The organism is Streptomyces sp. CLCI03, from assembly GCF_053615355.1.
The window spans coordinates 3255966-3273566 of record NZ_CM132132.1 but is presented as its reverse complement, the minus strand read 5'-3'; the positions used below and the strand labels follow the sequence as shown (position 1 = coordinate 3273566).

Sequence of the window (17601 nt, the reverse complement as noted above, 5' to 3'; positions counted from 1 at the left end):
CTGTCGGAGTCATGGGAATGGTGACCTTCGTCGACGAGACGACCGCCGGCGGCCGCAGCGAGGGCTGGGGCCTCGACATGGCCGAGGAGCGGCTCACGCTGCGCGAGTTGATCCGGCGCCGGATCTTCCAGGAGGTCGCGGAGTACCACGCGAAGCGGCCGGAGGTCTTCCACGGGCTGGTCCGCCCGGAGGGCGCCGAGCACGCCCTCAACGGGTACGCGCTGCGGACGCCGCGCCGCATCGACCCGCGGAAGCAGACCGAGCTGGCGCTCAAGGCGTTCGAGCGCAACGGCTTCCTGGTCCTGGTGGGGGACCGCCAGATCCTCGACCTGGACGAGGAGATGGACCTGCCGTTCGGCGTCGAGGTCACCTTCCTCGAGCTCGTCGCGCTGGTGGGTGGCTGATGGCCTGGGACATCGAGGCGGCGGCGGAGGAGTTCCTGCACGCGACCGTGTACGCCGCCGAGTACCGCGTCGACGACGTCCGCCGACACGTCGAAGGGATGCGGCTGCTCCCGGAGGCGGACCGCCGCCTGGCGCTGGAGCGGTTCGCCGACCACCACCGGCGCGCGCCCCACACGCGGGAGGTGGAGGTGAAGCTGCTGAAGATGATCGCGCTCGTCGGCGAGGGCCTCGACGACCTGCCCCTGGCCGAGGAACGGACGGCGCAGCTGGAGACCGTCGCCCACGCCCCCACCTTCTCGTACGTCGCCCACCACGAGCCGCTGGTCCACGCCGAGGTCGCCGCCGGGCGCCCGCTCACCCCGGGCGTCATCGCGACCGTCCGACGCAGCGCCGCCGTCGGCACGTACTGCCCGGCCGCCCTCGTCGACCTGGCCGCCACCCTCACCGCACCCGTGCTCAACGTCGGCGAGGAGTGGGCGGAGCGGGCGATGGCGGACGAGCGGTGGCACGAGCTGCTCGCCCACGCGCGGACCGCCGGATCCGCCAAGCCCTCCCGCGCCTGGGAGAAGCGCGGCCGGGCGCTCCTCGGCCGGCTCGACGGCGACGCCGTGCGCGAGGCCGTCGTGGAGTGGCTGGCCCTCGTCGGGCGGCCCCGGACCGTGCGGCTGGAGCGCGGCCCGTACGAGCAGGACGTCGACAACGCCTTCGATCCCTTCAACGCCGACGCCCTGCGCGGCCTGGCCTGGCTGCTGTCCTTCCTGCCACCGCACCCCGGTGCGGTCCGCGCGCTCGGCGCGCTGGCGGAGAGCGCGCTGCGCAAGGTCGCCGGGATCGGACCGCGCAACCCGAAGGTGGCCAACGCCGCCGTCAACTCCCTGGCCCGGATGGAAGGTGACGCGGCCCTCGCCGAACTCGCGCGCCTGGCAACCCGGGTGACGTACAAGGGCACCGCCAAGCTCGTCGACGCGGCGCTGGAGGCGCGCGCCGCCGTACTCGGTCTGAGCCGCGAGGAGATCGAGGAACTGGCCGTTCCCGCGCACGGGCTGAGCGAGGTGGGTCAGGCCGAGTTCCGCATCGGTGAGGCCACCGCACTGCTGGAGGTCCACGGGACCAGGGCCGTGGTCCGCTGGCGCAACGCCGCGGGCAAGGAACTCAGGAGCGTGCCCGCCGGCGTACGCCGGGACCACGCCGAGGAGCTGAAGGAACTCAAGGCCACCGTCAAGGACATCACCACCTCGCTGACCGCGCAGGCGGAACGGCTGGACGGACAGTTCCTGGCCCGGCGCCGCTGGGCGTACGGGCAGTGGCGCGCCCGGTACCTCGACCACCCGCTGGTCGGGACCCTGGCGCGGCGGCTCATCTGGACGGTGGACGGCACTGCCGTCGTCCACGCGGACGGGCAGCTGCGCACCCTCACCGGCGCCCCCTTGGACCAGGACACGGGGCAGGCCACCGTGGAGCTCTGGCACCCCGTGGGCAGGGAGCCCGCCGAGGTGGTCGCCTGGCGCGACCTGCTGGAGCGGTACGCCGTGACCCAGCCCTTCAAACAGGCCCACCGCGAGGTGTACCTGCTGACCGACGCCGAGCGGAACACGGGCACCTACTCCAACCGCTTCGCCGCACACGTCCTGCGCCAGCACCAGTTCCACTCGCTGGCCGCGGCCCGCGGCTGGCGCAACAGGCTACGGCTGTGCGTGGACGACAGCGCCCCGCCCGCCACCCGCGAGCTGCCGCGATGGGGGCTGCGCGCCGAGTACTGGATCGAGGGCGACGGGGAGGAGTACGGGGTCGACACCACCGGGTCCGGCAGCTATCTGCGGCTGCGGACCGACCAGGTGCGCTTCTACCCGATCGACGCCCCGCAGAACGAGGCGAGCACGTACGGCGGCGAGTACACGATGCGGCGGTGGGACGACCACGAGCACGACCCCGTGGACCCGCTGCCGCTCACGGAGATACCGGCGCTGGTGCTGAGCGAGGTGCTGCGGGACGTCGACCTCTTCGTCGGTGTGGCCGGCATCGCCAACGACCCGACCTGGGCCGACGGCGGGCCCGAGGGACGCTTCGGCGCGTACTGGACCTCGTACGCCTTCGGCGAGCTGAACCAGAGCGCCGAGACCCGGCGGGTGCTGTTGGAGCGGCTGGTACCGCGGCTGGCCGTCGCCGACCGCTGCAGGGTCGAGGGCCGGTTCCTGCACGTGCGGGGCGATCTGCGCACGTACAAGATCCACCTCGGCTCGGGGAACATCCTGATGACGCCGAACGACCAGTACCTGTGCATCGTGCCGGGCGGCCCCGCGGGCTCGGGCACCTTCGAGACGGGCTATCTGCCCTTCGAAGGGGACCGCACCCTCGCGGTCATCCTCTCCAAGGCCCTGCTGCTCGCGAAGGACACCGAGATCACCGACCCGACGATCACCGGCCAGATCCGCCGCTGACGAGCCCGAGGGAACGGCGAGGGCCCCGCCCCCGGACGAACCGGGGACGGGGCCCTCGCACACGCGGACCGGAAGGTCAGAAGCGGCGCGTGATCAGCGCGCGCTTGACTTCCTGGATCGCCTTCGTGACCTCGATGCCACGCGGGCACGCGTCGGTGCAGTTGAAGGTCGTGCGGCAGCGCCACACGCCGTCCTTGTCGTTCAGGATCTCCAGCCGCTGCTCGCCGGCCTCGTCACGCGAGTCGAAGATGAAGCGGTGCGCGTTGACGATCGCCGCCGGGCCGAAGTACTGGCCGTCGTTCCAGAACACCGGGCACGAGGACGTGCACGCGGCGCACAGGATGCACTTGGTGGTGTCGTCGAAGCGCTCGCGGTCCTCGGCGGACTGCAGACGCTCGCGCGTCGGCTCGTTGCCCTTGGTGACCAGGAACGGCATGACGTCGCGGTACGCCTGGAAGAAGGGCTCCATGTCGACGACAAGGTCCTTCATCACCGTGAGGCCCTTGATGGCCTCGACGGTGATCGGCTTCTCCGGGTTGATGTCCTTGATCAGCGTCTTGCAGGCGAGCCTGTTCTTGCCGTTGATCCGCATCGCGTCGGAGCCGCAGATGCCGTGCGCGCACGAGCGGCGGAACGTCAGCGTACCGTCGAGGTCCCACTTGATCTTGTGGAGACCGTCGAGCACGCGCTCCTTCGGGTCGATCTCGACCTGGAAGTCCTGCCACTGAGACTCGTCGGAGATCTCGGGGTTGAAGCGGCGGATCCGGAAGGTGACCGTGATGAAGGGCGAGGCCGCGGCCGCGGCCTCCATCTTGTCCAGGGTCGGGGTGGCCATCAGTACTTACGCTCCATCGGCTGGTAGCGGGTGACGACGACGGGCTTGTAGTCCAGCCGGACCGAATCCTTGCCGTCGGCGCCGACCTCGCGGTACGCCATGGTGTGGCGCATGAAGTTGACGTCGTCGCGGTTCGGGTAGTCCTCGCGGTAGTGACCGCCGCGGGACTCCTTGCGCGCCAGCGCGGACACGGCCATGACCTCGGCCAGGTCGAGCAGGTTGCCCAGCTCGATGGCCTCCAGCAGGTCCGTGTTGAAGCGCTTGCCCTTGTCCTGGACGGACACGTTCTTGTAGCGCTCGCGCAGCTCCGCGATCTTCTCGACCGCGGTCTTGATGGTCTGCTCCGTACGGAACACCATCACGCACGCGTCCATCGTCTCCTGGAGCTCCAGACGCAGGTCGGCGACCCGCTCGTTGCCCGTGGAGTTGCGCAGGTGCTCGACGAGGTCGGCGACCTGCTGCGCCGGGTTCTCCGGGAGCTCGACGAAGTCGTTCTCCTGCGAGTACTTGGCGGCGGCGATGCCGGAGCGCTTGCCGAAGACGTTGATGTCCAGCAGCGAGTTGGTGCCCAGACGGTTCGCGCCGTGCACCGACACGCACGCGACCTCGCCGGCCGCGTACAGACCCGGGACGACGGTGGTGTTGTCGCTGAGGACCTCACCCTCGACGTTGGTCGGGATGCCGCCCATGGCGTAGTGCGCGGTGGGCTGGATCGGGATCGGGTCCGTGTACGGCTCGATGCCCAGGTAGGTGCGCGCGAACTCGGTGATGTCCGGGAGCTTCGCGTCGAGCTGCTCCGGCGGGAGGTGCGTCAGGTCCAGGTACACGTGGTCACCGGCCGGACCGCAGCCGCGGCCCTCACGGATCTCGGTGTAGATGGAGCGCGAGACGACGTCACGGGACGCGAGGTCCTTCATGACCGGCGCGTACTTCTCCATGAAGCGCTCGCCGTCCTTGTTGCGGAGGATGCCGCCCTCACCGCGGGCGCCCTCCGTCAGCAGGATGCCCATGCGCCAGATGCCCGTCGGGTGGAACTGGAAGAACTCCATGTCCTCCAGCGGCAGGCCGCGGCGGTAGCAGGCCGCCTGGCCGTCACCCGTGAGGGTGTGCGCGTTGGAGGTCACCTTGAAGAACTTGCCGGTGCCGCCGGAGGCGTAGATGACGGCCTTGGCCTGGAACACGTGGATCTCGCCGGTGGCGAGCTCGTACGCGACCACACCGGCCGACTTCTTGACGCCGTCCTCCTCGACCAGGAGCTGGTCCAGGACGTAGAACTCGTTGAAGAACTCCACGCCCTCCTTGACGCAGTTCTGGTAGAGCGTCTGGAGGATCATGTGGCCCGTGCGGTCCGCGGCGTAGCAGGACCGGCGGACCGGCGCCTCGCCGTGGTTGCGGGAGTGCCCGCCGAAGCGGCGCTGGTCGATGGTGCCGTCCGGGGTGCGGTTGAACGGCAGGCCCATCTTCTCCAGGTCGAGGACCGCGTCGATGGCCTCCTTCGCCAGGATCTCGGCGGCGTCCTGGTCGACCAGGTAGTCACCACCCTTGACCGTGTCGAAGGTGTGCCACTCCCAGTTGTCCTCTTCCACGTTGGCGAGCGCGGCGGCCATGCCGCCCTGCGCGGCGCCCGTGTGGGAGCGGGTCGGGTAGAGCTTCGTCAGCACTGCGGTGCGGCTGCGCTTCGTCGACTCGATGGCGGCGCGCATACCCGCGCCACCCGCGCCGACGATGACGGTGTCGTACTTGTGGATCTTCATTGGTTTCGCCTCAGCCCCGTTGCCTAGCGGATGTTCGGGTCGAAGGTGAAGATCACCAGCGTGCCCAGAAGGATGGTGAACACCGTGGCGGTGTAGAGCAGGCCCTTCAGCCACAGCCGCGTGTTGGCACGCTCCGCGTAGTCGTTGATGACGGTACGCAGACCGTTGGCGCCGTGCAGCATGGCCAGCCACAGCATCAGCAGGTCCCAGACCTGCCAGAACGGGGAAGCCCAGCGGCCGGCCACGAAGGCGAAACCGATCTTGGACACGCCGCCGTCGAGCACCAGCTGGATCAGCAGGTGGCCGATGACCAGGACGACGAGCACGATGCCCGAGAGGCGCATGAAGAGCCACGCGACCATCTCGAAGTTCCCGCGGGTCGAGCGCGGGGTCTTGCCGGTCCGCTTGCGCGGGGCCTCGATGTAGGGCGCCGGGTTGTCCACGTCGTAGAGGGACACGCCCTCCACGTCGCCGACTCCCTTTTCGAAAGAAGTGTCAGAAGACATACGTGTCACTTCCCGAACAGTTCAAGGTAGGCGTGGCCCAGGACGGGGTACAGGGCCCCGATCATCAGCACGATCCAGGTGATCACGACGGTCCAGAGCATCTGCTTCTGGTAGCGCGGACCCTTGGACCAGAAGTCCACGGCGATGACACGGAGACCGTTGAGCGCGTGGAAGAGGATGGCGGCGACGAGGCCGTATTCCAGCAGCGCGACGATCGGTGTCTTGTAGGTAGCCACGACATCGTCGTACGCCTCGGGGGAGACGCGGACGAGAGCGGTGTCGAGGACGTGTACGAACAGGAAGAAGAAGATGAGGACGCCGGTGACTCGATGAGCCACCCAGGACCACATTCCTTCCCGGCCGCGGTACAACGTTCCAGCCGGCACGGAAAACCCTCCGGAAGCGGGGCGGGGGCCAGCCGGCTTCTTTGTCGGTCGGGCCCGGCCGGGTACGGTCCTCCGGCCCCGGACATCGTAGCGACGCTTTGTCGGTTCCCTTGCGCGGGGGCCATCGGTGTGATCAAACAGGCACGTACGGGCTATCCCACAGGGGCGAATAGCCCGATTTCCGTGGCAGTCGGCCCATCCCGCGAGGTCAGCCGGCGTGTCAGATCCCGGAGCCGGGCCTGCGCGAGGCGGCGCAGCTCGTCCGCGGAGATCGAGCGCTCCTCGTCGACCTCGTGGCCCATCCGCCGCCGGATCGCCCCCAGCAGCTGGTCGGCCCGCTCCTCCGGCGGGTGCCCGTCGAGGCAGATCACGAAGGCGTGGCCGAACTTCCGTTCGTACTCCGCGTGGGCCGCGTCGAGGGCCAGCAGGGCGGCGTACGGAGCCCCGTGGGCCAGTTCCGCCGAGCGCTCCGCGGCCAGGGCCTCGGTCAGATCGCCCTGCGAGAGGTCGTACGAGGCCTCGTCGGCGGCGGCGAGCAGGGCCCCGGGATCCGGGTAGGGGCGGTGCGTCGCCATCCGGTGCGCCCAGCGCCGGCTTCCGCAGCAGTGCAGCAGGACGGCATGGGCGACCTCGGGGGACAGGGCGTTGAACCGAGCCAGCCCGAATCCGTGAGAAGGATCGGAACCTCCCCCGGATCCGGTCCGGGAGGTGCGCCCTGGGGTCTGTGCCGGAAGGTGGCTGGACAGCAGGGGGCTCCTCGGGGCGCGGCGGGGGTGTACCGCCACGCTATCGACGCAGGGCAGGGTGTGTCGTACCGATTCGGGGATTTCACCCGGAAGTGAGCCGAAAGGATGACGTGGGCGCCACGGGCAGGCATGGTGGGAGCCTCGCGAAGGGGAGGGCGACCGAGGCCGCCACCCCCCACAGGAGAGGCCCCGGTCGCCATCCGTCACGGGCTCGTGCGACAAGCCCGTACCCCTGTCAGCGCCTCGGGTGCGTTTTGTGTCACACCTCGCTCCGCACAGGATTGGTTGCACGTTGTATCACTCGTGGACGAGAGGTACTTGAAAGCCGTAACGTGCTGATTTGCGCCACACGTACAGGACAGTGAACGGGTTGGGGACTTTGCTGGGGGACGACGCGGAGCTGACCGCCGCGGTGCTCGCGGCACAGGACGGCGACGAGAACGCGTTCCGTGCTGTGTACCGCGCCGTGCACCCACGGCTGCTCGGGTACGTACGCACGCTCGTCGGGGACGGCGACGCGGAGGACGTGACCTCCGAGGCCTGGCTGCAGATCGCCCGCGACCTCGACTCCTTCACCGGCGACGCCGACCGCTTCCGCGGCTGGGCGGCCCGCATCGCCCGCAACCGCGCCCTGGACCACATCCGCATGCGCGGCCGCCGCCCCGCCATCGGGGGCGACGACACCGAGCTGACGAGCTGGGCCGCCGAGTGCGACACCGCGGGCGCGGCCATGGAGTCCCTCTCCACCGGCCGGACCATGGCCCTCATCGCGCAGCTTCCGCAGGACCAGGCCGAGGCCGTCGTCCTACGGGTCGTGGTCGGCCTGGACGCCAAGAGCGCGGCCGAGACCCTCGGCAAGCGGCCCGGCGCCGTACGGACCGCGGCCCACCGGGGCCTGAAGAAGCTGGCCGAGCTGCTCGGCCCGGAGGGCGGCCCCGAGCCCGACCCGGACGCCGGCTCCGGTCCGGGCCCGGCGGTCGGCCATAATGCCCGTGGCCAGGCGTGGGGCGGCGGGGGCGGGAGGGATCTCGACGCCGTACCCGCCCAGCGCGGCCGGGGCGGGGGCTTCGTAGAACAAACCGGTGTGACGGATTCACGTTGGCGGACGCAGAAGGACATGTGATGGCCGACGAGCGCAACAGGTGGCTGGACGAAGCCGCGGCGGAAGAACTGCTACGCGGCGAACCGGTGGAACCTGTGGGGCCGGCCGCCGATCAGCGTGCCCGGAACGAGGCGGCCCGACTGCGTGCCGCCCTGGACGCCTTGGGTGGCGTGAACGCGCCGCTGCCCGCGGGTGGGGAACTGCCCGGCGAGGCCGCGGCGGTGGCCGCCTTCCGCGCGGCCCGCGGTGGCGCGCGCCCCGTCGCGGCGCCCGATGTGACGGCCCTGTCCGAGGAACCCCTGATCGACCTCGGCCGCGTCGTTGCCGTGCCCGCCCCTCGCCGCCGCCGCGCCGTGAGCTTCGGCCTGGCCGCGGCCCTGGCCAGTGTCGCCGTGGGCGGACTGGCCGCCGCGGCGGGCGCCGGGCTGCTGGACGGGTCCCGGCACGACAGCGCGGGACCCGGGCCGGCGATGTCCGTGAGCGCCGGCGAGGACCCGGCCCCGGGCATCGGCAGCGGAGCGCCGAGCGCCAGTTCGAAGCCGACCCCCACCCCGCAGCCGTATGGCTCGAATTCGACGCCCGCCACGGGCGCGACGCAGCCGCCCGGTCCGGACGGGCGTACCGCGACACCGGGGACCGGCGCGGGCGCCGGCACCTCCTCGGGTTCCTCGGCGACGGCCGGCGCGGGCAAGGACGTCCAGGGCGGCAGCGGCGCCACGGGCGGCATAGGCGGCAAGGACATCGACCGGGACACCTTCGGCGGCGGCACCACGGGCGGCAAGGACCGCGACCGCGACGGCGATACCCTCCTCAAGGTCGCCGACCTCTGCACGGAGTTCAAGGCCGGCCGGCTCGACGAGGCGCGCCGCGAGCGGCTCTCGCGCCTGGCCAACGGACTCACCCGGATCCCGGACTACTGCAAGTCGGTGCTCGACGACGGGGGCGCCGGCGGCAAGCGCAGCGACACCCAGCTGGGGGGCGGAACGCTCCGCGCGCCGACCCTGACACCGACGCTCCCGCGGGGTTCGGTCGACCTGCGCACCGGCCGCTGACACATGTGCTGACCTGCCTGTAACACTTTTCGAACCGGCGGCGCAGTACATATCGAGCCGACTGGTCATCGGCCGCGCATGAGCCGGGGTTCCCCCCGTACCCCTGGGCTCTGCGCAACCGGCGCGGGCGGGGCACGTTCCCCCGGCCCTGCCCGCGCCCATGACGTTCGAACCGGAAGAAGCCCGAGGCGAGTGCCTCGGGCTTCTTGGTTCTCGCTCGCTCGCGCCCGCCGCGGGCGCGGGCCTCACGGGCTCGCGGGACCGGATCACGATCCTGTCCGCGGCCCCGGTGGCATCACCAGTAGACGACGACCTTGTCGCCGACCTTCACCTGGTCGAACAGCGCCGACAGCTTGCCCTTGTCCCGGACGTTCACGCAGCCGTGCGAGGCCCCGTTGTAGCCGCGGGCCGCGAAGTCGGCCGAGTAGTGGACCGCCTGGCCGCCGCTGAAGAACATCGCGTACGGCATCGGCGTGTGGTAGATCGTCGACGTCCACTCCTTGGCCTTCCAGCCCACGTCGAACACGCCCTCGCGGGTCGGGGTGTTCTCGGAGCCGAAGCGCACGTCCATCGTGGAGACGACCTTGCCGTCGATCATCCAGGCGAGGGTGCGGCTCTCCTTGCTGATGCACATGACGCGGCCCTGCATGCAGCGCGGGTCCGGGGCGTCGACCTCGTTGACGGTCGAGGGGCGCAGCTCGTCGGCGGTGGGCTTCTTGCTGGCGCCCTCGATCTTCTTCCAGGTGGCCTCGTCGACCGAGCCGGTGGCGTTCAGGCCGTGCTTCGACTGGAAGGACTTGACCGCGGCGGTGGTCTTGGAGCCGTAGAAGCCGGTCGGGGCGACCGACATCAGCTTGAGCTGGCGCAGCCGGGCCTGGAGCTCGCGCACCTGCTCGGTCTCGTCGCCGTTGGCCATGATCGCCTTCACGGCGGGGGAGGAGGAGGCCGAGGCGGAGGGCGGCGCGGAGGCCGAGGCGGACGGCGACGTCGAGGCCTCGCCGGGCTTGTTGTCGGTGGAGGGAGAGGCTTCGGGGGAGGTGCCCGCCGTGGGCGAGGACGAAGCCGAGGAGGCGGAGGCGACAGGCTCCGTCTTCTGCGGTCCGCAGGCGGTCGCGGCGAGTGCGACGGCGGTTGCCACCCCGATCGTGCGGATTATGACTCTCTGGCGCTGCATTGCAGTCCCCCCGGTTTCTACGTCGTGTATCTAGGTGATGCTCCGCGTGCGTGGACAGTTGCACTCGGCTCCGGGATGTTGCGCCATTGTGACCGGCAGTCGTCCGCAGCCTTACGAAGCGATACGCGGCCGGCGAACCCCAGCGGTGGCTCGGGGGAGGTTCTACCGGTCCCGGGCCCGCTTGCTCCACGGAGGACTACGTCACATGGCACAGACCGAGAGCGGAATTCCCGTCGAACCCGTCTACGGGCCCGCCGACCTGACGGGATGGGACCCCGCGGTGGAACTCGGGCAACCGGGTGACTTCCCCTACACAAGGGGGATTTATCCAAACATGTACACCGGTCGGCCGTGGACGATGCGGCAGTACGCCGGCTTCGGCACGGCCGCCGAGTCCAACGCCCGCTACCGGCAGCTCATCGAGGGCGGCGGCACCGGGCTGTCCGTCGCCTTCGACCTGCCGACCCAGATGGGACACGACTCCGACGCCCCCCTCGCGCAGGGCGAGGTGGGCAAGGTCGGCGTCGCCGTCGACTCGCTCGACGACATGCGGACGCTGTTCGACGGGATCCCCCTCGACCGGGTCTCCACCTCGATGACGATCAACGCGCCCGCCGCGCTGCTCCTGCTGCTCTACCAACTGGTGGCGGAGGAACAGGGCATCTCGGGCACGGAACTGACGGGGACGGTCCAGAACGACGTCCTGAAGGAGTACATCGCGCGCGGGACGTACATCTTCCCGCCCGGCCCCTCCCTGCGCCTGACGGCCGACACCTTCCGCTACTGCCGGGCCGAGATGCCCCGGTGGAACACCATCTCCATCTCCGGCTACCACATGGCCGAAGCCGGCGCCTCGCCCGCGCAGGAGGTGGCCTTCACCCTCGCCGACGGCATCGCCTACGTCCGGACGGCGCTGGCGGCCGGGATGGCGGTGGACGAGTTCGCGCCCCGGCTCTCCTTCTTCTTCGTCGCCCGCACCACCCTGCTGGAGGAGGTCGCGAAGTTCCGCGCGGCCCGACGCATCTGGGCCCGCGTCATGCGGGAGGAGTTCGGCGCCCGCGACCCGAAGTCGCTGATGCTCCGCTTCCACACCCAGACCGCCGGGGTCCAGCTCACCGCCCAGCAGCCCGAACTGAATCTCGTACGGGTGGCCGTCCAGGCCCTGGCCGCCGTGCTCGGCGGCACCCAGTCGCTGCACACCAACTCCTTCGACGAGGCGATCGCCCTCCCGACCGAGAAGTCCGCCCGCCTCGCCCTGCGCACCCAGCAGGTCCTCGCGTACGAGACGGACGTGCCGTACACCGTGGACCCCTTCGCCGGGTCGTACGCGGTCGAGCGCATGACGGACGACCTGGAGGCGGCGGCGCTCGCGCTGATGCGCCGGATCGAGGACCAGGGCGGGGCGGTGGCCGCGATCGAGGCCGGCTTCCAGAAGGCCGAGATCGAGCGCAACGCCTACCGCATCGCGCAGGAGACCGAGAGCGGGGAGCGGGTGGTCGTCGGCGTCAACCGCTTCACGCTGGAGCGCGAGGAACCGTACGAACCGCTGCGCGTGGACCCGGCGATCGAGGCGCGCCAGTGCGCGGCGCTGGCCCGGCTGCGGGCGGAGCGCGGGACGGCGGTGACGGCGGCGCTCGCGGCCCTGAAGGAGGCGGCGGCGGGGACGGCGAACGTGCTGTACCCGATGAAGGAGGCACTGCGCGCCCGGGCCACGGTGGGGGAGGTGTGCGGGGCGCTGCGGGAGGTCTGGGGGACCTACGAGCCCACCGGTTCCACCTGGTGAAACACACTGGCGCGACAGGTGCAACCTTGTGGGACACTCCTGCCCATGCTGGGTGTGACAGATCTTCCGACCTATCTCGCCGGCCTGGTGCTGATCATTCTGCTGCCGGGTCCGAACTCCCTCTACGTGCTCTCCGTGGCCGCCCGCCGCGGGGTGCGCACCGGGTACAAGGCCGCCGCCGGGGTGTTCACCGGCGACGCCGTGCTCATGCTGCTGACCGCCGTGGGAGCCGGGGCGCTGCTGCGGGCGAGCCCCCTGGTGTTCACCGTGGTCAAGTTCCTCGGGGCCGGCTACCTGGCGTGGCTCGCGGTGGGGATGATGCGCGGCGCCTGGGCGCTGTGGCGTACGCGCGCGGAGCGGGCCGAGGCGCAGTCGGCCGTCCCCGCCGACCCGGCCGAGAACGAGCGGCCCTACCGGCGGGCGCTGCTGATCAGCCTCCTGAACCCGAAGGCCATCCTCTTCCTGATGTCCTTCTTCGTGCAGTTCGTGGACCCGTCCTACGCCTACCCGGCGCTGTCCTTCCTGCTCCTGGGCGGCCTGCTGCAGACCGGCAGCTTCCTGTACCTGACGATGCTGATCTTCGGCGGCACCCGCCTCTCGGCGGCCTTCCGACGCCGCAAGCGGCTGTCGGCCGGAGCCACCTCGGCGGCGGGCGTGCTCTTCCTCGGCTTCGCGGCCAAGCTCGCCGTCAGCTGAGCGCCCGGCGCAGCCACCCCATCCGCCGCACGGCCCGGCGCACCGCCGGGCTGCGCGGCAGGAACGACAGCTGCGCCGGGATGCCGCCCGGCAGGCCGAGCGTGGTCAGCCGGCGGCGGGTGAAGTACCGCCAGGTGCGCGGGGTCAGCCGCTTGGCCAGGTAGGCCTCGGCCGCCGGCCGGTGCGCGGCCAGGATCTGCGGCTGCATGGTGAACCCGACGGCGGTGAGCAGTGCCGCCGGCTCCGCCCGGACCTGCTCGGGGGTCGGAGGCGTCCAGGTACGGACCGCCTCGGCGTCGGCGAGGTCCGGGAGCAGGGCGTCCACCAGCGCCAGCGGGACCCGGTTGCTGTTCGGGTACGGGGTCAGCGCGGCCAGCACCGCGTCGGTGCCGGTCCGGGCCACCGGGAGCCCGTACAACGTGGCGGCGGTCAGCAGCCCGGTGGAGAAACAGCCGACCACCAGCGCGGGGCGCAGCCGCTGGTAGAGGGTCTCCGCCAGGACCGGGGCGGCGATCACCGTCAGCCGGGCGCCCAGCCTTTCGGCCTCCTCCTCGGCCCGGCGGCAGTACGCGGCCGGGGCGCCGGGGTGCGGTTTGAAGACCAGCTCCCGGTGGCCCAGGGCGTGCGCTCCCCGGACCATCGACACGTGCAGCTCCTCCTCCTCGGCCAGGGGCATCAGGTCGAGCGCGGAGAGGTACTGGCCCAGCAGGAGGGCCGGACGCCCGGCCGGTCCGGCGGCGTCGGCCGGACCCTCGGTGTCGGCCGGTCCGGCGGTGTCGGTGGTGGCTGGACCGTCGGTGGTGGCCCAGCTCGCCGTCGTGGCCTCGGCGAGCTCCGCGAGGACCTTGAGGAAAGGCTCCGTCGGCACCAGCTCCACCCGTACCCCGAACTCCGTCAGCAGCAGGGGCTCCAGCCCGGGCACCAGGTCCAGGTGGAGCACCCGCCGCACCCGCATCCCGAGTTGCGGGTCGAGGCGGAAGCGGGTGGGGCCGTAGCTCATGAGCCCGTCGGCGTAGACGTCGACGGCCGCGCCCGGGAAGAGCCGGCACAGGCTCTGGGCCGGCGGGACCTGGAGGGACTCCACGATCAGCTCGATCCGGTCCTCGCCCAGGTTCCACAGCGCGCGCAGCTGCCGCTCCCACATCGGGACGTCCTCCGCGCGCGGCGCCCAGGTGCTGGGGTGCTGCGGCTCGATGACGCGGTTCCAGTCGAGGACCTCGTCGAAGCGGGAGCGCAGGGCGGCGAAGCCCGGCATGTCCGGGACCCCCGGGGTGACCTCGGCGGTGACGGCGTGGTTGCTCGTCAGCAGGATGCGGCGGCCGGCGGGCGGGAAGGAGCCCGCGTCGATGCCCGCGGCGAGCGTGGCCGCGCCGTAGAGGGTGGAGGCCAGGAAGATCTGGGTGGGCATCAGACGTTCGCTCCCGACGGGGCTGCTTCGGGAGCGGCCTCGGGTGCGGGGGCGGCGGCGCGGCGGCCGGCGCGCAGTCGGCGCAGCACGGTGGAGCGTTCGACGTCCATCGAGTCGAGGGCCCGGTCCAGTACGTCCTGCGGCATGCGGCCGAGCGCGGCCGTGCTCATCGTACGGAGTTTCTTGGCCACGTCCGGCTCGAACCTTTCGATGGACCCCACATGGTGGGCGATAATTGCACAATAGGTCCGGACGGCTTTCGGGAGAAGTCGATCCGATTCCCGATCGGCGATGACCTCCGCGAGCACCTGATCGAATGCCCGAATGAAATCGAGCTGCCGTTCGTCCCCCACTTGCGTCAATGAGGTGGAAACCCCGCGCCGGTAGAAGACGCCGGGCAGCCCCACCGCGGCGAAGGACGCCGCCTCCCGGTGCAGCCGCCAGATCCACGGCCGGTCCTCGGCGGTCCGCAGCCCGTCGGTGAAGTGCAGCACCCCGCGGTCCAGCAGCCGTCGGTGGTACATCCCGGCCCAGGCGTACGGATAGTCCACCGAGGTGGCCCGGTCGGCGGGCAGGATCGCGGTGCGCGGCGCGGCGACCACCGACTCCGGGCCGAAGGGCACACGCTGCACGCTCCGCGACCTACCCGTGCACCGTACATGGTCGGTCCGGACGAAATCGCAGCTCAGAGCCTCTATGGCGGCCAGGGTGCGGGCCAGGTGGCCGGGCGCCAGCCAGTCGTCCCCGTCCAGGAACGTCAGGTACTCGCCGCGGGCCGCGTCCAGACCGGTGTTGCGCGCGGTGGCCAGGCCCCCGTTGCGCTCGTGTCTGAGGTGGACCGCTCCCGGCAGCTCGCGCGCCGCCCGTTCCAGCAGGTCGGACGTCCCGTCCGTCGAGCAGTCGTCGACGAGCAGGAACTCGAAATCCTCCCGGGCGTTGAGTTCGAGACTCTTCAGGGCGTCCGGTGCGTATGTCTGCACGTTGTAGAACGGCACGACAACAGAGAGCTTGGGCACCTGCGAGACATTAGGGCGCCGCCCGTCCTTCACTGTGGCTCGGACACGGATTCCATGTGAACGGCGCGGGGCGGGCGAGTTAATCCGTCCGCTTTCGCATTTCGTAGACGCGTTGTTAACCCGCTGTTGTGCGGTCGTTGGGCCGATCACCGAAATCGCGGAATAGCTTCTGCCGCGTGCCAGAACGCAAACGCGTCGCCGTACTCGCCGATTCCGATACGCGATGGAAATGGGGCGCACTCACCGCCCGCCGTCTCGTGCCCGACCACCAGCTCACCGGCTTCCTGCTGCGCGGCCGCGCCACCCCCACCGCGCGCCAGCTCGGCGAGGTGGGGGTGCGGGCCGACCGGCTGTCCGAGGTGACCTGCGCCGAGTTCCTCGCCGAGATCGAACGCGAGCGCTACGACGTGGTCGTCCTCGCGCTCGTCGGCGGGGCCGTCCAGGCCGTCCTGCACGGGGCCCGCGCCCTGTGGCCGTCCCCGGCCCGACGTCCCGTACTCGTCACCGGCTACGTGGGCGTCGTCTACGAGAAGCTCGCCGACGGGCTGCTGCTCCGGCACGGCGCCGACCTCGTGCTCGCCAACTCCCGCCACGACGCGCAGCGGTTCCGCGCCGTGTACGAGGGCGTCGGCGCGGACGCCGCCGCCGTCACCGAGACCGCGCTGCCGTTCCTGGGCGGAGCGCCGTACGAGCCGGCCGGGAGCCGGGCCCACACGGTGGTCTTCGCCGTCCAGCCCTCCGTGCCCGACAGCCGCGCCGACCGTGCCTACCTGCTGGAACGGGCGGCCGGGCACGCCCGCAGGCACCCCGACCGGGAGGTGCTGATCAAGCTGCGCAGCAAGCCCGGGGAGCACACCACGCACCTGGAGGAGCAGCCGTACCAGCGGCTCGCGGAGAAGGTCCCCGGCGGACTGCCCCCCAACTGCCGTCTGGTGTACGGGAACATGGGCGAGGTGTTGGACGGCACCGACCTGCTGGTCACCGTCTCCTCCACGGCCGCCCTGGAATCCCTGCACCGCTCCATCCCGACGGCGATCCTCACCGACCTCGGCATCCGCGAGGCGCTCGGCAACCACCACTTCCTCGGCTCCGGCTGCCTGGCTTCCTGGGACCAGCTCGACTCCGGGCTCCTGCCGACCGGGGACCCGGTCTGGCTGGCGGCGCAGGGCGTCCTGCCCGCACCGGGCCCGGACCGGGGCGCGGACGGCGCCGCGGACAAGGCGACGGGCCGGGCCACGGACACGGCGACGGGCCGCGCCGCGGACGGTGCCTCGGGCCGCGCCACGGACGCTGCCGCCGGTGCGGACGCCTACGCCGGTGCGGACGCCTACGCCGTCGCCCGGGCCAAGGTCGCCGGCCTGCTCGCCGCGACCCGGCTGCCCTCGCCCGCGCCCTACTACACGCGCACCACCGCCCCCGGTTACCTCCCCGGGATCCTCGCCCGCCACCACCTCGCACCCGACGGCACCCCCCTGCCCGGCGCCGCGCGCCCGGCCGCGGGGGAGTCCCGGCTGCGCCGCCGGCTGCGCGGCCATCTGCGCGAGGCCGCCCGCGGTGCCTACCGGCACGGCGTGCAGCGCGTGGCCCCGGTGATCCGCAGGTTGGGGGAGCTGTGAGGGTCCTCGCCGTCATCCCGGCCCGCGGCGGCTCCAAGGGAGTCCCGGGCAAGAACCTCGCCGAGGTCGCCGGCACCCCGCTCGTCGCCCGCGCCGTCCTGGCCTGCCGGGCCGCGCCGACCGTCACCGACGTGGTGGTCTCCACCGACTCGGCGGCGATCGCCGCCGCCGCCAGCGCCGCCGGAGCCGACGTCATCGCCCGCCCCACCGCGATCTCCGGCGACACCGCGAGCAGCGAGGCCGCGGTCCTGCACGCGCTCGCCGCGTTCGAGGAACTGCACTCCCTCACCGTGGACGTGGTCCTCCTCGTCCAGTGCACCAGCCCCTTCCTCAGCACCTCCGACGTCGAGTCGGTCGCCGTCGCCGTCGCCTCCGGGGCGGCCGACTCGGCCCTGACCGTGGCCCCGTTCCACGGATTCCTCTGGCGGGAAGGGGACGACGGCCGCGGAGCCGGCGTCAACCACGACCCGGCGCACCGCCCCCGCCGTCAGGACCGGCCGCAGGACCTGCTGGAGACCGGCGCCGCCTACGCCATGGACGCCGCCGGCTTCCGCGGCGCCCGGCACCGGTTCTTCGGCCGCACCCTCCCCGTCGCCACCGACCCCGCGCGGGTCCTGGAGATCGACGACCCGCACGACCTGGCCCGCGCCCGACTGCTCGCCCCCCTGCTCGACCCGCGCCCCGG

The 17601-nt window shown here is 71.7% G+C and carries 15 protein-coding genes and 1 pseudogene; 8 read left to right on the top strand and 8 right to left on the bottom strand.

What is annotated here, in order from left to right:
• Positions 1–11 precede the first annotated feature (11 nt).
• Both ACWG52_RS14870 and ACWG52_RS14865 read left to right on the top strand, forming a co-directional pair.
• Complete coding sequence (locus tag ACWG52_RS14870) at positions 12–404, top strand: hypothetical protein (protein WP_390138841.1); 393 nt, start codon at positions 12–14, stop codon at positions 402–404.
• Complete coding sequence (locus tag ACWG52_RS14865; RefSeq protein WP_389807634.1) at positions 404–2842, top strand: DUF4132 domain-containing protein; 2439 nt, start codon at positions 404–406, stop codon at positions 2840–2842. Before ACWG52_RS14870 ends, ACWG52_RS14865 begins: the two co-directional genes overlap by 1 nt.
• 76 nt (positions 2843–2918) lie before the next feature.
• Here the strand turns inward: ACWG52_RS14865 and ACWG52_RS14860 are convergent, their stop codons facing one another.
• From ACWG52_RS14860 to ACWG52_RS14840, 5 genes are all read right to left on the bottom strand, one after another.
• Positions 2919–3677: a succinate dehydrogenase iron-sulfur subunit gene (locus tag ACWG52_RS14860; RefSeq protein WP_052873174.1), complete on the bottom strand. Its 759-nt coding sequence runs from the start codon at positions 3675–3677 to the stop codon at positions 2919–2921.
• A complete protein-coding gene (gene sdhA / locus ACWG52_RS14855; RefSeq protein ID WP_389807632.1) occupies positions 3677–5431 on the bottom strand; it encodes a succinate dehydrogenase flavoprotein subunit in 1755 nt (584 codons plus the stop codon). The genes ACWG52_RS14860 and sdhA overlap by 1 nt, the downstream gene beginning before the upstream one ends.
• 23 nt (positions 5432–5454) lie before the next feature.
• Positions 5455–5937 (bottom strand): succinate dehydrogenase hydrophobic membrane anchor subunit, encoded by a 483-nt coding sequence (locus ACWG52_RS14850; protein ID WP_030712574.1) that lies wholly within the window; start codon positions 5935–5937, stop codon positions 5455–5457.
• A 5-nt stretch (positions 5938–5942) separates the two neighbouring features.
• Positions 5943–6323 carry a succinate dehydrogenase, cytochrome b556 subunit gene (gene sdhC, locus ACWG52_RS14845; RefSeq protein ID WP_389807630.1) on the bottom strand — a complete coding sequence of 127 codons (381 nt, stop codon included), beginning with the start codon at positions 6321–6323 and terminating at the stop codon, positions 5943–5945.
• Between the two features lie 152 nt (positions 6324–6475).
• The gene (locus ACWG52_RS14840) at positions 6476–6937 is read right to left on the bottom strand and encodes a 2-oxo-4-hydroxy-4-carboxy-5-ureidoimidazoline decarboxylase (protein ID WP_389808238.1); all 462 of its coding nucleotides are present in this window, start codon (positions 6935–6937) and stop codon (positions 6476–6478) included.
• Positions 6938–7448: 511 nt separating this feature from the next.
• On the opposite strand from ACWG52_RS14840, the gene ACWG52_RS14835 reads away from it, so the two are divergent.
• Together ACWG52_RS14835 and ACWG52_RS14830 are read left to right on the top strand one after the other, a co-directional pair.
• Positions 7449–8192 carry an RNA polymerase sigma factor gene (locus ACWG52_RS14835; protein WP_389808235.1) on the top strand — a complete coding sequence of 248 codons (744 nt, stop codon included), beginning with the start codon at positions 7449–7451 and terminating at the stop codon, positions 8190–8192.
• Positions 8192–9223, top strand: coding sequence for a hypothetical protein (locus ACWG52_RS14830; RefSeq protein ID WP_389807628.1), 1032 nt, complete (start codon positions 8192–8194; stop codon positions 9221–9223). Before ACWG52_RS14835 ends, ACWG52_RS14830 begins: the two co-directional genes overlap by 1 nt.
• A gap of 295 nt (positions 9224–9518) precedes the next feature.
• Here ACWG52_RS14830 and ACWG52_RS14825 read toward each other — a convergent pair whose 3' ends face one another.
• Positions 9519–10397, bottom strand: coding sequence for a L,D-transpeptidase family protein (locus tag ACWG52_RS14825; RefSeq protein WP_453128901.1), 879 nt, complete (start codon positions 10395–10397; stop codon positions 9519–9521).
• Positions 10398–10602: 205 nt separating this feature from the next.
• On the opposite strand from ACWG52_RS14825, the gene ACWG52_RS14820 reads away from it, so the two are divergent.
• Together ACWG52_RS14820 and leuE are read left to right on the top strand one after the other, a co-directional pair.
• On the top strand, positions 10603–12180 hold the full coding sequence (locus tag ACWG52_RS14820; RefSeq protein ID WP_389807624.1) for an acyl-CoA mutase large subunit family protein: 1578 nt from the start codon (positions 10603–10605) through the stop codon (positions 12178–12180).
• A gap of 45 nt (positions 12181–12225) precedes the next feature.
• The gene (leuE, locus tag ACWG52_RS14815; protein ID WP_033219587.1) at positions 12226–12876 is read left to right on the top strand and encodes a leucine efflux protein LeuE; all 651 of its coding nucleotides are present in this window, start codon (positions 12226–12228) and stop codon (positions 12874–12876) included.
• Here the strand turns inward: leuE and ACWG52_RS14810 are convergent.
• Both ACWG52_RS14810 and ACWG52_RS14805 read right to left on the bottom strand, forming a co-directional pair.
• On the bottom strand, positions 12869–14284 hold the full coding sequence (locus ACWG52_RS14810; RefSeq protein WP_389807622.1) for a polysialyltransferase family glycosyltransferase: 1416 nt from the start codon (positions 14282–14284) through the stop codon (positions 12869–12871). The two genes, leuE and ACWG52_RS14810, sit on opposite strands and share 8 nt — an antisense overlap.
• Positions 14284–15300, bottom strand: coding sequence for a glycosyltransferase family 2 protein (locus ACWG52_RS14805; protein ID WP_389807620.1), 1017 nt, complete (start codon positions 15298–15300; stop codon positions 14284–14286). The genes ACWG52_RS14810 and ACWG52_RS14805 overlap by 1 nt, the downstream gene beginning before the upstream one ends.
• A gap of 176 nt (positions 15301–15476) precedes the next feature.
• On the opposite strand from ACWG52_RS14805, the gene ACWG52_RS14800 reads away from it, so the two are divergent.
• On the top strand, positions 15477–16916 hold the full coding sequence (locus ACWG52_RS14800) for a DUF6716 putative glycosyltransferase (RefSeq protein ID WP_390138845.1): 1440 nt from the start codon (positions 15477–15479) through the stop codon (positions 16914–16916).
• A pseudogene (locus ACWG52_RS14795) lies at positions 16913–17278 on the top strand (acylneuraminate cytidylyltransferase family protein); the annotation flags it as partial. The gene ACWG52_RS14800 and the pseudogene ACWG52_RS14795, both read left to right, overlap by 4 nt.
• Positions 17279–17601: the final 323 nt, after the last annotated feature.